At 66.4% G+C, this 13678-nt stretch carries 14 protein-coding genes; 6 read left to right on the forward strand and 8 right to left on the reverse strand.

Annotated features, from left to right (window positions below; all coding sequences use genetic code 11):
- Positions 1-140: 140 nt before the first annotated feature.
- Positions 141-863: an SDR family NAD(P)-dependent oxidoreductase gene (locus tag ACFQ91_RS08160; RefSeq protein ID WP_009380546.1), complete on the reverse strand. Its 723-nt coding sequence runs from the start codon at positions 861-863 to the stop codon at positions 141-143.
- A 57-nt stretch (positions 864-920) separates the two neighbouring features.
- Between ACFQ91_RS08160 and ACFQ91_RS08165 the strand changes: the two genes are divergently transcribed.
- On the forward strand, positions 921-1472 hold the full coding sequence (locus ACFQ91_RS08165; RefSeq protein WP_040342412.1) for a MarR family winged helix-turn-helix transcriptional regulator: 552 nt from the start codon (positions 921-923) through the stop codon (positions 1470-1472).
- 8 nt (positions 1473-1480) lie between these two features.
- On the opposite strand, the gene ACFQ91_RS08170 is transcribed toward ACFQ91_RS08165, so the two are convergent.
- Complete coding sequence (locus ACFQ91_RS08170; RefSeq protein WP_009380543.1) at positions 1481-1912, reverse strand: PLDc N-terminal domain-containing protein; 432 nt, start codon at positions 1910-1912, stop codon at positions 1481-1483.
- A gap of 157 nt (positions 1913-2069) precedes the next feature.
- Here ACFQ91_RS08170 and ACFQ91_RS08175 point away from each other — a divergent pair, with 157 nt between their 5' ends.
- Complete coding sequence (locus tag ACFQ91_RS08175; protein WP_009380541.1) at positions 2070-2396, forward strand: DUF4229 domain-containing protein; 327 nt, start codon at positions 2070-2072, stop codon at positions 2394-2396.
- An 82-nt stretch (positions 2397-2478) separates the two neighbouring features.
- Here the strand turns inward: ACFQ91_RS08175 and ACFQ91_RS08180 are convergent, their stop codons facing one another.
- The 3 genes from ACFQ91_RS08180 to ACFQ91_RS08190 form a co-directional block, all read right to left on the reverse strand.
- Positions 2479-3411 carry a 1,4-dihydroxy-2-naphthoate polyprenyltransferase gene (locus ACFQ91_RS08180; RefSeq protein ID WP_119296364.1) on the reverse strand — a complete coding sequence of 311 codons (933 nt, stop codon included), beginning with the start codon at positions 3409-3411 and terminating at the stop codon, positions 2479-2481.
- Between the two features lie 91 nt (positions 3412-3502).
- Positions 3503-4708, reverse strand: a complete 1206-nt coding sequence (locus ACFQ91_RS08185; RefSeq protein WP_227007290.1) for an AMP-binding protein — start codon at positions 4706-4708, stop codon at positions 3503-3505.
- Positions 4709-4721: 13 nt separating this feature from the next.
- Positions 4722-5648 (reverse strand): 1,4-dihydroxy-2-naphthoyl-CoA synthase, encoded by a 927-nt coding sequence (locus tag ACFQ91_RS08190; protein ID WP_373270479.1) that lies wholly within the window; start codon positions 5646-5648, stop codon positions 4722-4724.
- Positions 5649-5742: 94 nt separating this feature from the next.
- On the opposite strand from ACFQ91_RS08190, the gene ACFQ91_RS08195 reads away from it, so the two are divergent.
- From ACFQ91_RS08195 to ACFQ91_RS08205, 3 genes are all read left to right on the forward strand, one after another.
- A complete protein-coding gene (locus ACFQ91_RS08195; protein ID WP_197932358.1) occupies positions 5743-6876 on the forward strand; it encodes an o-succinylbenzoate synthase in 1134 nt (377 codons plus the stop codon).
- Positions 6877-7161: 285 nt separating this feature from the next.
- Positions 7162-8010: a hypothetical protein gene (locus ACFQ91_RS08200; RefSeq protein WP_376871892.1), complete on the forward strand. Its 849-nt coding sequence runs from the start codon at positions 7162-7164 to the stop codon at positions 8008-8010.
- A gap of 120 nt (positions 8011-8130) precedes the next feature.
- A complete protein-coding gene (locus tag ACFQ91_RS08205; RefSeq protein WP_197932360.1) occupies positions 8131-9027 on the forward strand; it encodes a hypothetical protein in 897 nt (298 codons plus the stop codon).
- Positions 9028-9209: 182 nt separating this feature from the next.
- On the opposite strand, the gene ACFQ91_RS08210 is transcribed toward ACFQ91_RS08205, so the two are convergent.
- Both ACFQ91_RS08210 and ACFQ91_RS08215 read right to left on the reverse strand, forming a co-directional pair.
- On the reverse strand, positions 9210-9923 hold the full coding sequence (locus tag ACFQ91_RS08210) for a hypothetical protein (protein ID WP_009379041.1): 714 nt from the start codon (positions 9921-9923) through the stop codon (positions 9210-9212).
- 117 nt (positions 9924-10040) lie between these two features.
- Positions 10041-11576: an alpha/beta hydrolase gene (locus tag ACFQ91_RS08215; protein WP_376871897.1), complete on the reverse strand. Its 1536-nt coding sequence runs from the start codon at positions 11574-11576 to the stop codon at positions 10041-10043.
- A 59-nt stretch (positions 11577-11635) separates the two neighbouring features.
- On the opposite strand from ACFQ91_RS08215, the gene menD reads away from it, so the two are divergent.
- The gene (gene menD / locus ACFQ91_RS08220) at positions 11636-13291 is read left to right on the forward strand and encodes a 2-succinyl-5-enolpyruvyl-6-hydroxy-3-cyclohexene-1-carboxylic-acid synthase (protein WP_238614637.1); all 1656 of its coding nucleotides are present in this window, start codon (positions 11636-11638) and stop codon (positions 13289-13291) included.
- 12 nt (positions 13292-13303) lie between these two features.
- Here menD and ACFQ91_RS08225 read toward each other — a convergent pair whose 3' ends face one another.
- Positions 13304-13666, reverse strand: a complete 363-nt coding sequence (locus ACFQ91_RS08225) for a MerR family transcriptional regulator (RefSeq protein WP_162909039.1) — start codon at positions 13664-13666, stop codon at positions 13304-13306.
- Between the last annotated feature and the right edge of the window lie 12 nt (positions 13667-13678).

The following is a 13678-nucleotide window of genomic DNA, read 5'->3' on the forward strand; positions in this document are numbered from 1 at the left end:
ACAACTGGGGTCATGACTCAGGTGATACAGGGTTGGACAGCGCCGTCACGGCCAGCACCATGGCCCAATGGTCTCAGCTCTGTGCCCCGGCCTTGTGCGCTGCGCCTGAAGGACACAGAAGGCACTCGATCGGGCTGAAGTCAGCGCGTCGGCTGCTCTCCGCCGTTGACGGCGAACGTTTGGCCGGTGATCTGACCGGCGCCGGCCGATGCGAGAAACCATATGGTCTCTGCGATGTCCTCCGGAGCCCCGGCGCGCTTCGTCATCGCAGCGTCGATGAGCGATGCCCGGCGCTCGTCGGTGAGGTTGTCACCGAAGAACTCCGTGTCTGCGATGTATCCCGGAGAGACGACGTTGGCGGTGATTGCGCGGGCGCCGACCTCGCGCGCCAGGCCGATGTTCCATGACGCGATTCCGGCCTTGGCGGCACCGTAGGACTCCGCGCCCTTGTCGGCGGCGATGGATCCGATCGACAGGATGCGACCGTTCTCGCGCATGCTCGGCAGAAGAGCGCTTGTCATGAGCACGGCGCTGAGAAGATTGGCGTCGAGGTTCGCATGCCATGCCGCCGCGATGTCGGCGAGGCTGGCGGGTCGCGGGCGTTCGAAATCGGTGTTGCCCCCGGCATTGTTGATGAGGACGTCAACGGCTTCCAGCTGTTCTGCGAATCGTTCGACCTGGCCGGAATCGGTGCCGTCGACGGGTCTCGCAACGACGTCACCCTCGACTTCCCGGGCAGCTGCCTCGAGGACGCTCCGGCGCCGACCGGTGATGATGACGTGCTCGCCCTCCCGTGCGAAGCGTTCTGCGCAGGCGCGGCCTATACCGGTTCCGCCCCCAGTGATGACGATTGTGCGTGGCATGGTCAGTCACTCCGTTCAGATCTAAACGTTTAGGTCTAAACACGATAGGCTGAAGACATGAGCTCTGACAACCCTGGCGACGCTGCTGATTCGATCACCGGTGCTTGGGCACGCGAACGCCCCGACCTGCCAGGCGACTCTATCGGCATCGTGACGCGGATCTGGCATGCGTCGAAACTGCTCGGAGATGACCGGAATCGATTGCTGAGGCGACACGATGCCGATCCGGCCACGCTTGATCTGCTCTCGACACTGCGACGCGGAGGACAGCCGTATCGGATGTCGACGGGTGAGCTGGCGAGAGCATCGCTCATCACCAAGGGGGCGATCACGCAGAGGGTCGATCGTGCAGAGGCGCAAGGGTACGTGCGCCGTGTGACCGCGCCTGGAAGGAAAGTCGCGGAAGTCGAGCTGACCGACCGCGGGCGGCGGGTCAGTGACGAATTGGTCGAGGCCGTCCTGCGCCACGAGGAAGGGCTGCTTGCGGGTCTCCCACAGCATGAGCGTGATGATCTGGCAGCGTCACTCCGACGTCTGCTCGCACATCTCCATAGGGTGCTCGGCGCTCAAGGTGATGGCAACCCAGGACAGGTCGGCACCCGCGACTGACGCCGGCCTCAGCCCGTGTGGCCGCGTCCCTCTCCCTTGGAGCCTTCTGAGCCGTGCTCGTCCTCGGAGTCCGGGTCGTCGGGACGGTCCTCGGGATCGAGGGTGTCACCGGGAGGGGTCTCGGAGTCGGTCGGTTCGTCGTCACGGGGGCGATGCTTGCCGAGCTTGACCTCGCGGTCGACCTGGCGGAGGTAGTCCTCGTCGTCGTCGGGGGCGGTGGGTCCGCTGCGCCTCGGCGAGGGGTCGGGCCTGGCCTCGGAACCGCGCCCGAACACGTACCAGAGGACGAAGCCGATGATCGGGATGATGAGGATGATGAGCGCCCAGACGGGCTTGGGCAGGACTCGGACGAGACTCCGATCGCGCAGCAGACAGTCGAAGAGTCCGTACAGTGTGATCGCTGCCGCTAGGACTATCCCGGCAATGAGTACTCGAGCCATGGATCAAGGATAGTCGACCAACCTGAAGACCCGCTCAGTCAGGGGGTGATGAGTTTCGACAGGACGCATTGCCCGATCACCGGTGCACGGCTGCACCCCGGACGGCCGCGCGCGGTTCTGAGAGTCCACGCAGGCTGACCCGACTAGAATGGGTGCAATGCGCAGCTTCTGGATCTACACCCTCGCCCGGCTCGGCATCATCGTCGCCGTCGGGCTGCTTCTCCAACCCTTCCTCGGGTTCACTCTCGTCATGGCCGTCGCGGCGATCCTCATCGGCGCACTCATCAGCTACCTCGCGCTTGGTGGGATGCGGGCGAAGGTCGCCGGCGACATCGAGCACCGGCTCGCCAACCGCAGGAAGTCCAAGAAGCGCAAGGGCGCCGATGAGTCGTTCGAGGACAGCCTCGTCGATGAGAACGCCGCCGACGAGGCCGCAGCGACTGAGACGAAGTCAGAAGCCAAGAAGCCCGAATCGGGAGCCTGAGACTCCCACAGCTCCGCCGCCGAGCTCGGCACTCAGTCGCTGAGCACGAATGCCGTCCGCGGCTTCCCGCCGCAGAGATCGACTAGAGCGCGAGACCGAGCGCCATGAGCGCCGCGAAGCACAGTGCCGTGAGCCCAGTCGACTTGATCGTCGGAATGAGCCCTTCGCCGGTCGTCCCGCTGAGCACGGTCTTCAGCGTTGAGAGCGCGGGCACGAGAGCAAGCACCGCAAGCGCCACAGCAGGGTGCCCGTCGAGGATGGCGAGAGCCAAGAGCGCGAAGGGTGTGAGGACGAGCATCGCGTAGGCGATGCGCGCGCGATGGTCGCCGAGGCGGACGGCGAGAGTGATCTTCCCCGCCTCGGTGTCGGTGGGGATGTCGCGAAGATTGTTGACCATGAGCACCGCCGAGGCGAGCAGCCCGATCGAGACGGCCCCTGTCCACCCGCTCAGGGTCAGGGCTCCCACCTGCATCCACATCGTGCCGAGGGTGGCGACGAGACCGAAGAAGATGAAGACGAACACCTCGCCCAGTCCGAGGTACCCGTAGGGCCGCGTCCCGCCGGTGTAGAACCACGCGGCGGCCACAGCCGCGGCCCCGACGAGGAGGAACCACCACGCCTGCGAGATGAGGACGAGCGCGATTCCGACGAGACCGGCGATGCCGAAGCAGATGAACGCCGCGCGCTTGACCGCTGACGGCTCGGCGAGACCGGTCGCCGTCAGCCGCACAGGTCCCACACGCACATCGTCGGTGCCGCGGACGCCGTCGGAGTAGTCGTTGGCGTAGTTCGAGCCGATCTGGAGGAACAGGGAGACGAGGAGGGCGAGGAAGCCCTTGAAGACGATCCCCGAGAACGAGTGCTCGTGCCCGTCGTTCGTGTAGTCGCCGATGATGAACGACGTGAAGCCCCCGACCGCTCCGATCGCCGCTCCGGTGCCGATGAGCACGGGGGCGAGTGCGAGCGGCAGCGTCCGCAGTCGCGCGCCGGAGATCCACTGCGCGGCAGTTGCCATAGGGGTCGGACACCTTCCTCCGGGTTGGTTGAACCGTCTCATATTACCGAGAGTTCACTTGATCGGGAATTTCCCTCCGGTCATCGATCGGTCACGGTTCGGTGAGCATCTGCAGCCGTGCCCGGGCCACCTCGGCGGCCTGTCTGCGGTCGGGTTTGCCGATCGAACGGACGGGGATCTCATCGACGACGAGGACCTCCCGCGGAAGCATTCCCGCCGTGTCCGGGGGGACGAGGCCCCGCAGCACCTCACCGAGTCCGGTGGGGGATCCCGATCGTGCCCGCACCGCCTCCGAGGCTGCCTCGCCGAGGCGGACGAGGGCGACGATCCGCTGGCCCCACTCCGCATCGGGCACGGAGGTGACGAGCACCTCGGCGATGCCGTGGCCCCGCCAGGCCGGCAGGAGGGCGGATTCGAGGGCGTGCGGGGAGACGTTCTCCCCGCCGGAGACGATGACGTCATCGACGCGGCCGAGGACGCTGAGCACCCCGTTATCGATCCGCCCGAGGTCGGAGGTGCGGATCGTCCTCCCCGCACCCGTGCCCACGAGGGCCGGGGAGTCGATCGGGGTGAGGGCACCGTCCCCGGCGATGGAAACGTAGGCGTCGGCGACGACGGGTCCGGTGAGGTCGATCGTGCCGGCCTCGGTGATGCTCACCTCCACGCCGTCGAAGGGTCGGCCGTCGTAGACGCACCCGCCCGCGGTCTCCGACATCCCGTAGGTCCGCACGATCTTCAGCCCCGCCGCTTCCGCTCCTTCGAGCAGGGCGGGGGAGATCGCGGATCCGCCGAGGAGGATCGCCGTGAAGTCTGCCGCCGCCGAGGTGGCCGCGGGGTCGGCGAGGATCCGGTGCAGCTGCGTGGGGACGAGGGACGTGTACCGCGGGCGCTCGCCTCCGCGGGCGACGAGGGCCCGGACGTCCTCTGCGAACGAGTCGGCCGTGAACGAGGCGGCGGTCGAGCGGACCGGGTCCTCCCCGGCCAGGCGCGCGCGCATTTCGACCTGGAAGCCCGCGATGTGGTTGACCGGCAGGGTGAGGTACCAGCGGCCGGGACCGGAGAGGAAGCGCGCCGTCGCCCGCGCCGAGGTGGTCAGGGCCTCGGACGAGAGGGCGACGGCCTTCGTTGCCCCCGTCGACCCCGAGGTGTGGAGGATGAGGGCGGGGGAGGGTCCGTCTCCGCGCCAGAGGGCGGGGTCCGCCTCGGCGATGGACCCGGTCCGGGAGGTCGGCAGGAGGAGGATCGACTCCCCGGCAAGGGCCCGGTCGATCGCCTCCGGCAGCTGTGCTGGGTTCATCTCTGCCACGGGCTCAGTAGTACCAGGGGTACGGCGACCAGTCGGGGTCGCGCTTCTCGAGGAACGCGTCACGGCCTTCGACGGCCTCGTCGGTCATGTAGCCGAGTCGGGTCGCCTCCCCGGCGAAGACCTGCTGTCCCATGAGCCCGTCGTCGACGAGGTTGAAGGCGAACTTGAGCATGCGCTGGGCGTTCGGGGACTTGCCGAGGATCTCGTGCGCCATCGTCAGGGCCGCGTCTTCGAGGTCGGCGTGGTCGACGACTTCGTTGACGGCGCCCATATCGGCCATCTCCTGCGCGGAGTACGTGCGGCCGAGGAAGAAGATCTCGCGTGCCTTCTTCTGGCCGACCATCTTCGCCAGGTACGCCGAGCCGTAGCCGGCGTCGTAGGAGCCGACATCGGCGTCGGTCTGCTTGAACTTCGCGTGCTGCCGCGAGGCGATCGTCATATCGCAGACGACGTGGAGGCTGTGTCCGCCGCCGGCCGCCCAGCCGGGGACGACGGCGATGACGACCTTGGGCATCGTGCGGATGAGGCGCTGGACCTCGAGGATGTGGAGGCGACCGGCCCGTGCCGGGTCGACGCTCTCGCGGGTCTCCCCGGAGGCGTACTGGTAGCCGGAGCGGCCGCGGATGCGCTGGTCGCCGCCGGAGCAGAACGCCCAGCCGCCGTCCTTCTCACTCGGTCCGTTGCCGGTGAGCAGCACCGCCCCGACGTCGGAAGTCTGGCGGGCGTGGTCGAGAGCGCGGTAGAGCTCGTCGACGGTGTGCGGGCGGAAGGCGTTGCGGACCTCGGGGCGGTCGAAGGCGATGCGCACGGCGCCGATGTCATTGCCGTCGGCGTCGATCGCCCGGTGGTAGGTGATGTCGGTGAAGTCGAAGCCTGCGACCTCGCGCCAGCGGGTCGGATCGAAGATCTCGGAGACGGTCATGGTCCCCAGCCTAACGCGCGCCGAGGTGGCGCCGAGGTCAGGGTGTGCATGCCGGTCACGGGTCCTATGGGGCGGTCCCGCACCCTATGGGTAGGGTGGCCCCATGACCGCCACCGCCCGGGATCTCCCCGCCTCCATCGCCGACCTCCTGCCCCGCGTCCACGTCCTCCGGCTGCCCATGGTCACGCGGTTCCGGGGCATCACCGAGCGTGAGGTCATGCTCTTCGAAGGCCCCGCAGGCTGGGCGGAGTTCTCCCCGTTCCTCGAGTACGGGCCCCTCGAGTCCTCCCGGTGGCTGCAGGCGGCCCTCGAGTTCGCGGGCCTCCTCCCGCCGGAGTCAGGGCAGGACCGCCGCCTCCCGGGGCAGGCGCGCCCGGGTTCCACCTCGGCGGCCCCGACTCCGGCCTCGACCGAACCCGGCAGTCCCACCGCCCGCACGTCCGTTCCGGTCAACGCGACCCTTCCCGCCCGTCCCGTCGCCGAGGTCGAGTCCATCCTCGCCCGCTTCGGTGCGGTGGGCACGGTCAAGGCGAAGGTCGCGGAGAACGGGATCGCCTCCCTGCCCGAGGACCTCGCCCGTCTGCGCGAGCTGCGCCGACTCCGCCCCGACGTCGATCTCCGCCTCGACGCGAATGCGAAGTACACCCTCACCGAGGCGCTCGAAGCCTCTGAGGCCTTCGCCGGGTTCGGTCTCCAGTACTTCGAACAGCCCGTGCCCGGCGTCGAGGACCTCGCGCGGCTGCGGGAGGAGCTGGCCGCCCGCGGCCTGCCGGTGCGCCTGGCCGCCGACGAGTCGATCCGCAAGGCCGAGGACCCGCTGCGGGTGGCCGAGCTCGGCGCCGCCGAGGTCGTCATCGTCAAGGTCCAACCGCTGGGCGGGGTGGCTGCGGCCCGGAGGATCGTCGCGGAGAGCGGTCTGCCGGCCGTCGTGTCCTCGGCGCTCGAGTCCTCCGTGGGTCTGGCCGCCGGTGCGCAGCTGGCCGCGAGCCTGCCGGTCACCGCGGCGAGCAGGGAGGTCCTTGGTGAGATGCCCGCGTGCGGTCTCGGCACAGCTCGTCTCTTCGCCGAGGATGTTGTCGCCGATGGCCTCGTGCCCACTGACGGGCGGATCCCCGTGACGCGGATCGCCCCGGACCCGCAGCGCCTGACGGCACTGGACGCGGGTCCGGGGCGATCGGAGTGGTGGCTGCGGCGGGCTCAGGCGTGCTGGGACGTCCTGCGCTCGCCCACCGAGTGAGGGCTGAACTCAGCCGGCGTTCTTGATGGCCCGAGACCCCAGTATTCGTTGACGGCGCCTAGTGAATCATGGGTGAGGGTGAAGTTGGCCAATGGGGCCAACACAGTTCAAGGAGCCGACCGTCGAAAGGGTGGTTGAACTCTTCTTCTCCGCAACCGAGATCGACTCATAATAACGATTTGACAACGGTGGACAGCAGGGTCAATTGCGTAGGCAATGGATCGGCAAAACTAGGTCTGTACTGCGGAAATCGCGTGAGTCTTGAGTTGCAACTGAGGTACGTATATGTCGAAATCTGTAATTGGAGCAATTGCACTTGTTGTATTGACGCTGTCCGCCTGCGTGGCCGGTGATGCGGAACCCAACGGGCAAGAGTCACCAACGCAATCTGCGGAGGCAGTGCCGCAGGCGGTGCAAGACAAGATTGCGCAGTGGTCCCGTTTGTCCGATGTCGAGATTGAGCCGTTCAACAAGGACATGGGGCTCTTCAGCGGGGATCAGGTCGAGCTCGTCAGTCAGGACGTCATCGAGCTTGCGAAATCCCAACTTCGTGCGGATCGCGCTTCTTCGAGTGCTGAGATGGAACAGCAGGTGAAAGATCTTGCTGCAGGAGCACCTGGAAAACTCGGTGAATCCATGACCGACCAGGTGGAACTGGATAGAAAGGACGAGTCCGAGAAGTTCTGGACCATGCCGTACGTTCAGCCTCTCGATAGCTCTCTGGATGTTGTTGAAGACAGCCGAATGAGCTATGCGTGGGATGCCAAAGTTGAACCGGTCGCGGATGGAACGGGTGTGACTGTCACGCTTTTCACCCGAACTGCTCATTGGGTAAACATCGATGATGGTGCCCGGACATTGATCGGGATCTCCAGTTGGATCGCCTTGAGTACGGTTGACCCGGAGTATGCGGCGACGTCAGGCGATTATGCTTGGCAAGTTTACGCACATGCATCAAACGCGGACATTTGTGTCGCAGTCAAGGGCAAGCCGTTCGTCCCTTTACCTGCAGACGAGACCGACAAGGAATCTCTCGATTTCTTTACTTCATTCGGCAAAAACGAATTCGTCGCAATTGAAAAATTCAAGACGCCTCAAGAGGAAATCGAGAAAGATATCGCCAAGTGCGAATAACGCGTATTCCAGTTTGTGGTTTAAGTCGCAAGTTTGCATGGCTTCTGAATATATAATCGACGGGAGGACGTATATCATTTGGCAAATGAATTTTTCAAGGCCATGAGGAACATCGAGGAGATGTCCAAGAAGAACGTCGAGCAATTCGAGGAAATCAACCGGATCGGTAAGGTCAGTGCAGCGGCAAATGTTGCCATCGCAGTGAACTCGGCTCGGCAGGTAGCTATCCAGACCGAACAGTTGAATCTGGGGCGCGAAAGAGCCGTAACCGACCAGAGATACCAGCTGTCAATGTGGCGTCAGACTCCGGAAGGTCGCGAATATACGGCGTGGAGCCACAAGGCCCGGCAGTTGCTGCAGGTCTTTCAATCCAGAGAGGAAGCATGGCGCACTGCCTGGATGTCGGCAGTCGCGCGGACCGTTAATGAGATTCCTCTGGAGGAGCTTCAGCGATTCAAGCGCCGAAGCTGGTTGCTTCGCCAGCTTCCGTTGCTGCTGGTTGCGATAGTCTTCGCGCTACTTGCCTTCTTGTCGGTCTGGATTTCTGTCTACGCGTTCGCTCAGGTCTCCGCAGACAATGGCTGGTCGCAGGGCACACCGTTGAACCTTATTGTGTTCGTCTTGATGTTTACGATTCCATCACTGTGCTTAGTGGCGTCAGTGGGCTTCTTGTTCTACGTGAGACATCGTCGGATCCGTAGATTCAAAGCGGATAGGCAATTTGAAGACGAAAGGTCGAGGCGTCTTCAGACCTGGGGATTCGACCCGTTGGCTGTTTCCGATGATTATGTCGGCTTTTCTTGGTGCGCGGACGACCAGGTCAGTGCATATTTGACCCAAGTGCGGGTTCTGTTGAACTCCGAGTCCCAGTTTCCCGAGCCGTCTAGTTTGGTGGAACTAAGTTTGCCCGCTTCGAAGTGCGTCGACGATGTGCTTGCGCCGCGCGAGATCGTGGATCTACTGCACCGGTATCGGGCCGATCCTCGTCCCGGAACCAGGATTGGCACTTCTGAGTGAGGTCCAGCGACGAATCGTCTCGTTGACGTGCGATCGAGTCATGGTGAAGGAGGACCGCGATCGATCGCTCGGTGGACGAACTGCGAAGGCGCTGCATTCTGCTTGTCATTTGCCCTGAAAGCACCGCAGACGCCCCGATCCTGTTCGGCGTTCTCGCGGCTGGGATCGGGGCGTCTACTGGATCAACCTGCGTTCTTGACAGCCTCAACAGCAGTTTCGGCGAGCTTGACGGCGTCTTCCTGGTCGCCGCCGGGTGCCATGTTGGCGGCAGAGACCAAAGTGTTCCCGGTACGCGCGTAGACGGTGTCCGTACTCGGCATCTGCTGCCCCCCGCCGCCCATTGACATGTTGATTCCGAGTGATTCGTCAGCGCCCGGCACAGCTGCGTCAAAGGTTTCGACAGTCATCTGCATCTCCATGCCCTGCATCGTCATCGTCACATCGCCACAGGTCTCAGCCATCTGTCCGAAGGTCGAGAACTGCTCGGTTGTGGCCTGTTCGTCGGGGAAGCTCGAGAAGCCAAGGCCCATCGAGTTGTCGGAAGCGACGCCTGCGACAGTGGTTGCCCCACTCGTCTGCGCGGCGTTGAGGCCGGCCATCGCGAGGTCCTTGCACTCGGCGGGCTCAAACTCCGCCTGCTCGAGGGCCTTCGCGGCCTCTCCACCGGTCACAGCGCCAGTGTCGACGGGCTTGAACGTCTTGTCGTCGAAATCGGTGGTCTCGATGATGTTCGTCAGGGCTGCCTCGTCGAGCTGCTTCGCGGCCTGGGTCTCCTCGGCTGCAGGCTGCGAGCCGGAGTCCTGGCCGGAGTCGGCGGAGTCCGAGGAGCCGCCGCCGGTGCATCCGGCCAGGGCGAGGACGGCGGTGAGGGTGATGGCGGGCAGAAGGCGTTTCATTGGTCGACCTCTCGAGTCTGGGTACAGCCGTCAGGTGCGGCTGGAGCGGGGGAGCGGCGGGGCGTCACGCCCGGCTTTCAGGCGGGTGCCTGGTGGTCCGCTGGGTGGCGGCTGGGATCAACTGTAATCGAGTGCTGACGGGTCCGTTCTGCGCGGGTGTGCCGATTCGGGCACATCGTCGTGCACATCCGACACACCTTCTGCAGGGTGCCCTGTCGTGTGGTCGTGCTCCTCTCGGATCGGCGTCTCCGGTTCCTCCGCGGAGGCGATGCGCACGGTCGTCACCTCCTCCTGACCGAGCGTCGTGAAGTGCTGTGTGCGCCGACCAGGGATGATGGGGTCGTGCATGGCTGCGGCGAGCCGCCCGGTGAACGTCAGCCGCCCCTTCTTGTCGGCCCGCTGGGGGTACTCGTTGACCCCGGTGGGACCGGTCACGGTGATGTCGTACTTCCCGCCCGGCTGGAACAGGCCGGGGGTGCGCACGCGGAAGCTTCCGGTCCCGGTGAGGGAGAAGCCGGCGGCGCTCACGGACCCGAAGCGGATGATCTGCGCTCGCCGCCGGGAGATCTCGACCCGCCAGCCATGGATGTCGAAGAGCGCATGGCCGGTGAGGTAGGAGAATTCGCCGCCGTCGGCGATGCGGGAGTCCTCCCGGCGCCGGGACGGTCGCGAACTCTCGTAGTTGCGGTGCCTCTCGAGTGTCGTCAGCCACGCCCCGAGCTCCCGCTGCCAGCTCGTCCAGTTGTGCAGGCCCGTCGTCCGCGGGAACCACGAGTGGCGGATCCCGAGCGCGTTGAGCCGGGCGGAGAACCGTTCGCCCTGCTGGTTGACCATGGTCTCGAGGAGGTCGCGGTCCTTCGACTCCTCGAGGCTGCCGGAGCCTGCGGAGAACCACAGGTCGATGTCGCGGAGATTCTCGGCGAGACCGTACGGCGAGTTCGCGATCCATTCGCTGCGGTCGGCCTCCCGGTCGCCGAAGAGCGTCATCGACCGGGCGCCCTCGCGCATCGCGATGATGTCGAAGGCGGGAACCGCGGAGAGTGGGTCGAGCGGGGAGGAGAAGGCCGCTGCCGCGCCGTAGCGGTCGGGATGCCAGGCCGCGTACTTCATCGCCCCGTACCCGCCCATCGACAGCCCCGCGAGCAGCTGGGAGTGTCGGTCGGTCTCGACCGAATAGGTCTTGGCGAGGAACTCGGGGATCTCCTTGGTGTGGAAGGTCGGCCAGTCGTGGACCTCGCTGCCGACCGCGACCCGCGAATACGTCCCGGCGCCCCCGTCGGGCATGACGACGAGGTAGGGGGAGTCGGCGGTGAGCTCTTCGGCGCCCCCGAAGTCCGTCCACGACCGGAAGTCGTCCCCGCCGCCGTGGAAGAGGTGGATGACGGGGCTGACCTCGGCGGGGATCCCGGGCAGGAGGACGCGGACCCCGACGGTGCGGCCGAGGGCGGGGGAGTAGAGGAAGAACTCCCTCAGCCTCGGCGAGAGCTTGCGTTTGTCGCGGATATGCCACTTGCGTGCGTCCTTGCCCCGCGGTTCGGGGCCGAGGAATGCGCTGTTCTGGTCACGGGCAGGGAAGCGGCCGCGGTACGAGCGGGCTGCCGTGAGGGATCGGACGGCGCGTGCTCCAACCGCGATGAGGATCGATCGGCGCATAGGTCGAGCGTAGTGGGCCAATGTGAACCTCAGGTGGGCAAGTGGTTGAATATCGGGTGATGTCGAATTCTTCCGCAGTGGCGCAGCAGATCGCCCGCAGTCTGGTCGCCTCCGGAGTCAGGGAGGTCGTCCTCGCGCCCGGATCGCGGTCGGCGCCCCTCGTCTACGCGCTCGCCCCCCTCGCCGAGGCGGGGGTGATCCGCACGCACATCCGCCTCGATGAGCGTGATGCCGGGTTCCTCGCCCTCGGTCTCGCCCGCGGTCTGCGGGTGCGCGGCAGCGAGTCCCCGGTCGCACTCGTGACGACCTCGGGTTCGGCGGTTGCGAACCTCCACCCGGCCGTGCTCGAAGCCGCCTACGGTCATCTGCCGCTCATCGCGCTCACCGCCGACCGTCCCGCCCGCCTGCGCGGGACCGGGGCGAACCAGACGATCGACGATCAGGCCCACGTCCTCAGCGACGTCCGCGCCCGGTTCGACGTCCCCGCCGGTGACGCGGTCACCACCGATGATGTGGAGGATGCCGTCGCCGAGGCGGTCGCCCGATCGATGGGCACCGCAGAGGGTGGGTCCACACCGTCCCTGCCGGGTCCCGTCCAGCTCAACGTCCAGTTCGACACCCCGCTCGTGCCCACCGCCGACGAACTCGAGGCGTGGACCTCCGAGATCGCAGAGTTCGCCGGTGCTGATCCCGGACACGGGGACTCAAGCGTCGCGCGCGCGGACGCCCTGCCGCCGGCGGACCCGTCGGCCGGGAACCCGACCGTCGATGTCACCCTCACCGAGGGCACCGTCATCGTCGCCGGTGACGCCGGCGGGCACGCAGCCGATACGCTGCGGGCGCTCGCCGAAGAGCACTCGCTTCCTGTGCTCGCCGAACCCTCGAGTCCGCTCGCGTTCGGCGCCCAGGACTCGGCGACCTTCGTCCCCGCCCATGCCCGGGTGCTCACCGACCACCCGGAGCTGGCAGGCGCGATCCGCACCGTCATCGTCCACGGCAAACCGACCCTGACAAGGCCGGTGGCGGCGCTGCTCGCCGACACCTCGGTGTCCGTCAAGCGCGTCCCCGACGACATCGATGCGCACCCCCTCACCGTCACCGGCGAGCAGCGCGACGGCGGTGCTTGGGTGCGCGACTGGGTCGAGGCGGGCAACGCCGCCGTCGGGGCCGTCCGGGACGCGCAGTCCGCGCAGACCGCACGCGCGATCACCGAACACCTCGCCGCACAGGACATCACCCTCTTCGCCGCGAGCTCGAACACCATCCGCTACCTCAGTGAGGCCGTCGACGTCCGCGCCCGCGTCCACGCCTCGCGCGGTCTGGCCGGCATCGACGGTCTCGTCTCAACCGCGACCGGGCTCTCCCTCGGACTCGGGGAGCCCGTCGTCCTCCTCATCGGGGACGTCGCGATGCTCCACGACGTCGGCGGCCTGCTCACCCCCAGCGCGGAGGAGTCGGGTGCGGTGACGATCGTCGTGCTCAACGACGACGGCGGGGCGATCTTCTCCGGGCTCGAGCATTCCCAGCCGCACGTCGCCCCCTACCTCGAGCGGTACTTCACCGTGCCCCACGGCAGGGGATTCGGCGACCTCGCCGCCGCCTACGGGTGGGAGCACACTCAGGTGAACGACCTGCCGGCCTTCGAGGAGGCCCTATCCGGAACTCTCGGCCCGGCCGACGTGACCAGGCGCATCATCGAAGTCCGCCTCGGTTGAGCACACCGTGGATCAGACGGGGTCAGCATCCTCGGGTGCCAACTCCGTCAGCAGTCCGAAGAGCTCGTCGATCCGCTGGTCGAGGACCGAACGAAGGCGCTCGGCCAGACGCTCCCAATCCTGGCGCGTCGGCACCTGGCCGGGAGGGAGCGCCTTGAGCGCCTCGCGGATCTCGGCGACGCTGAGACCGACCTTCTGCGAGGCGCGGATCATCGCTATCCGACAGCACGCATCGGCGAAGAACCGACGGTGGTTCTCAGTCGTCCTCTCGCTGGGCAGGAGACCGTGGTCGTCGTACCAGCGCACAGCCGACGGCGCGATCTCCATCCGCTGCGCCAGCTGCCCGACGCTCAACCCGCTCTCATGCCAGTCCACACCGTCATGGTG

It is taken from the genome of Brevibacterium sp. NPDC056726 (genome assembly GCF_042790515.1).
Lineage (GTDB): Bacteria > Actinomycetota > Actinomycetes > Actinomycetales > Brevibacteriaceae > Brevibacterium > Brevibacterium sanguinis.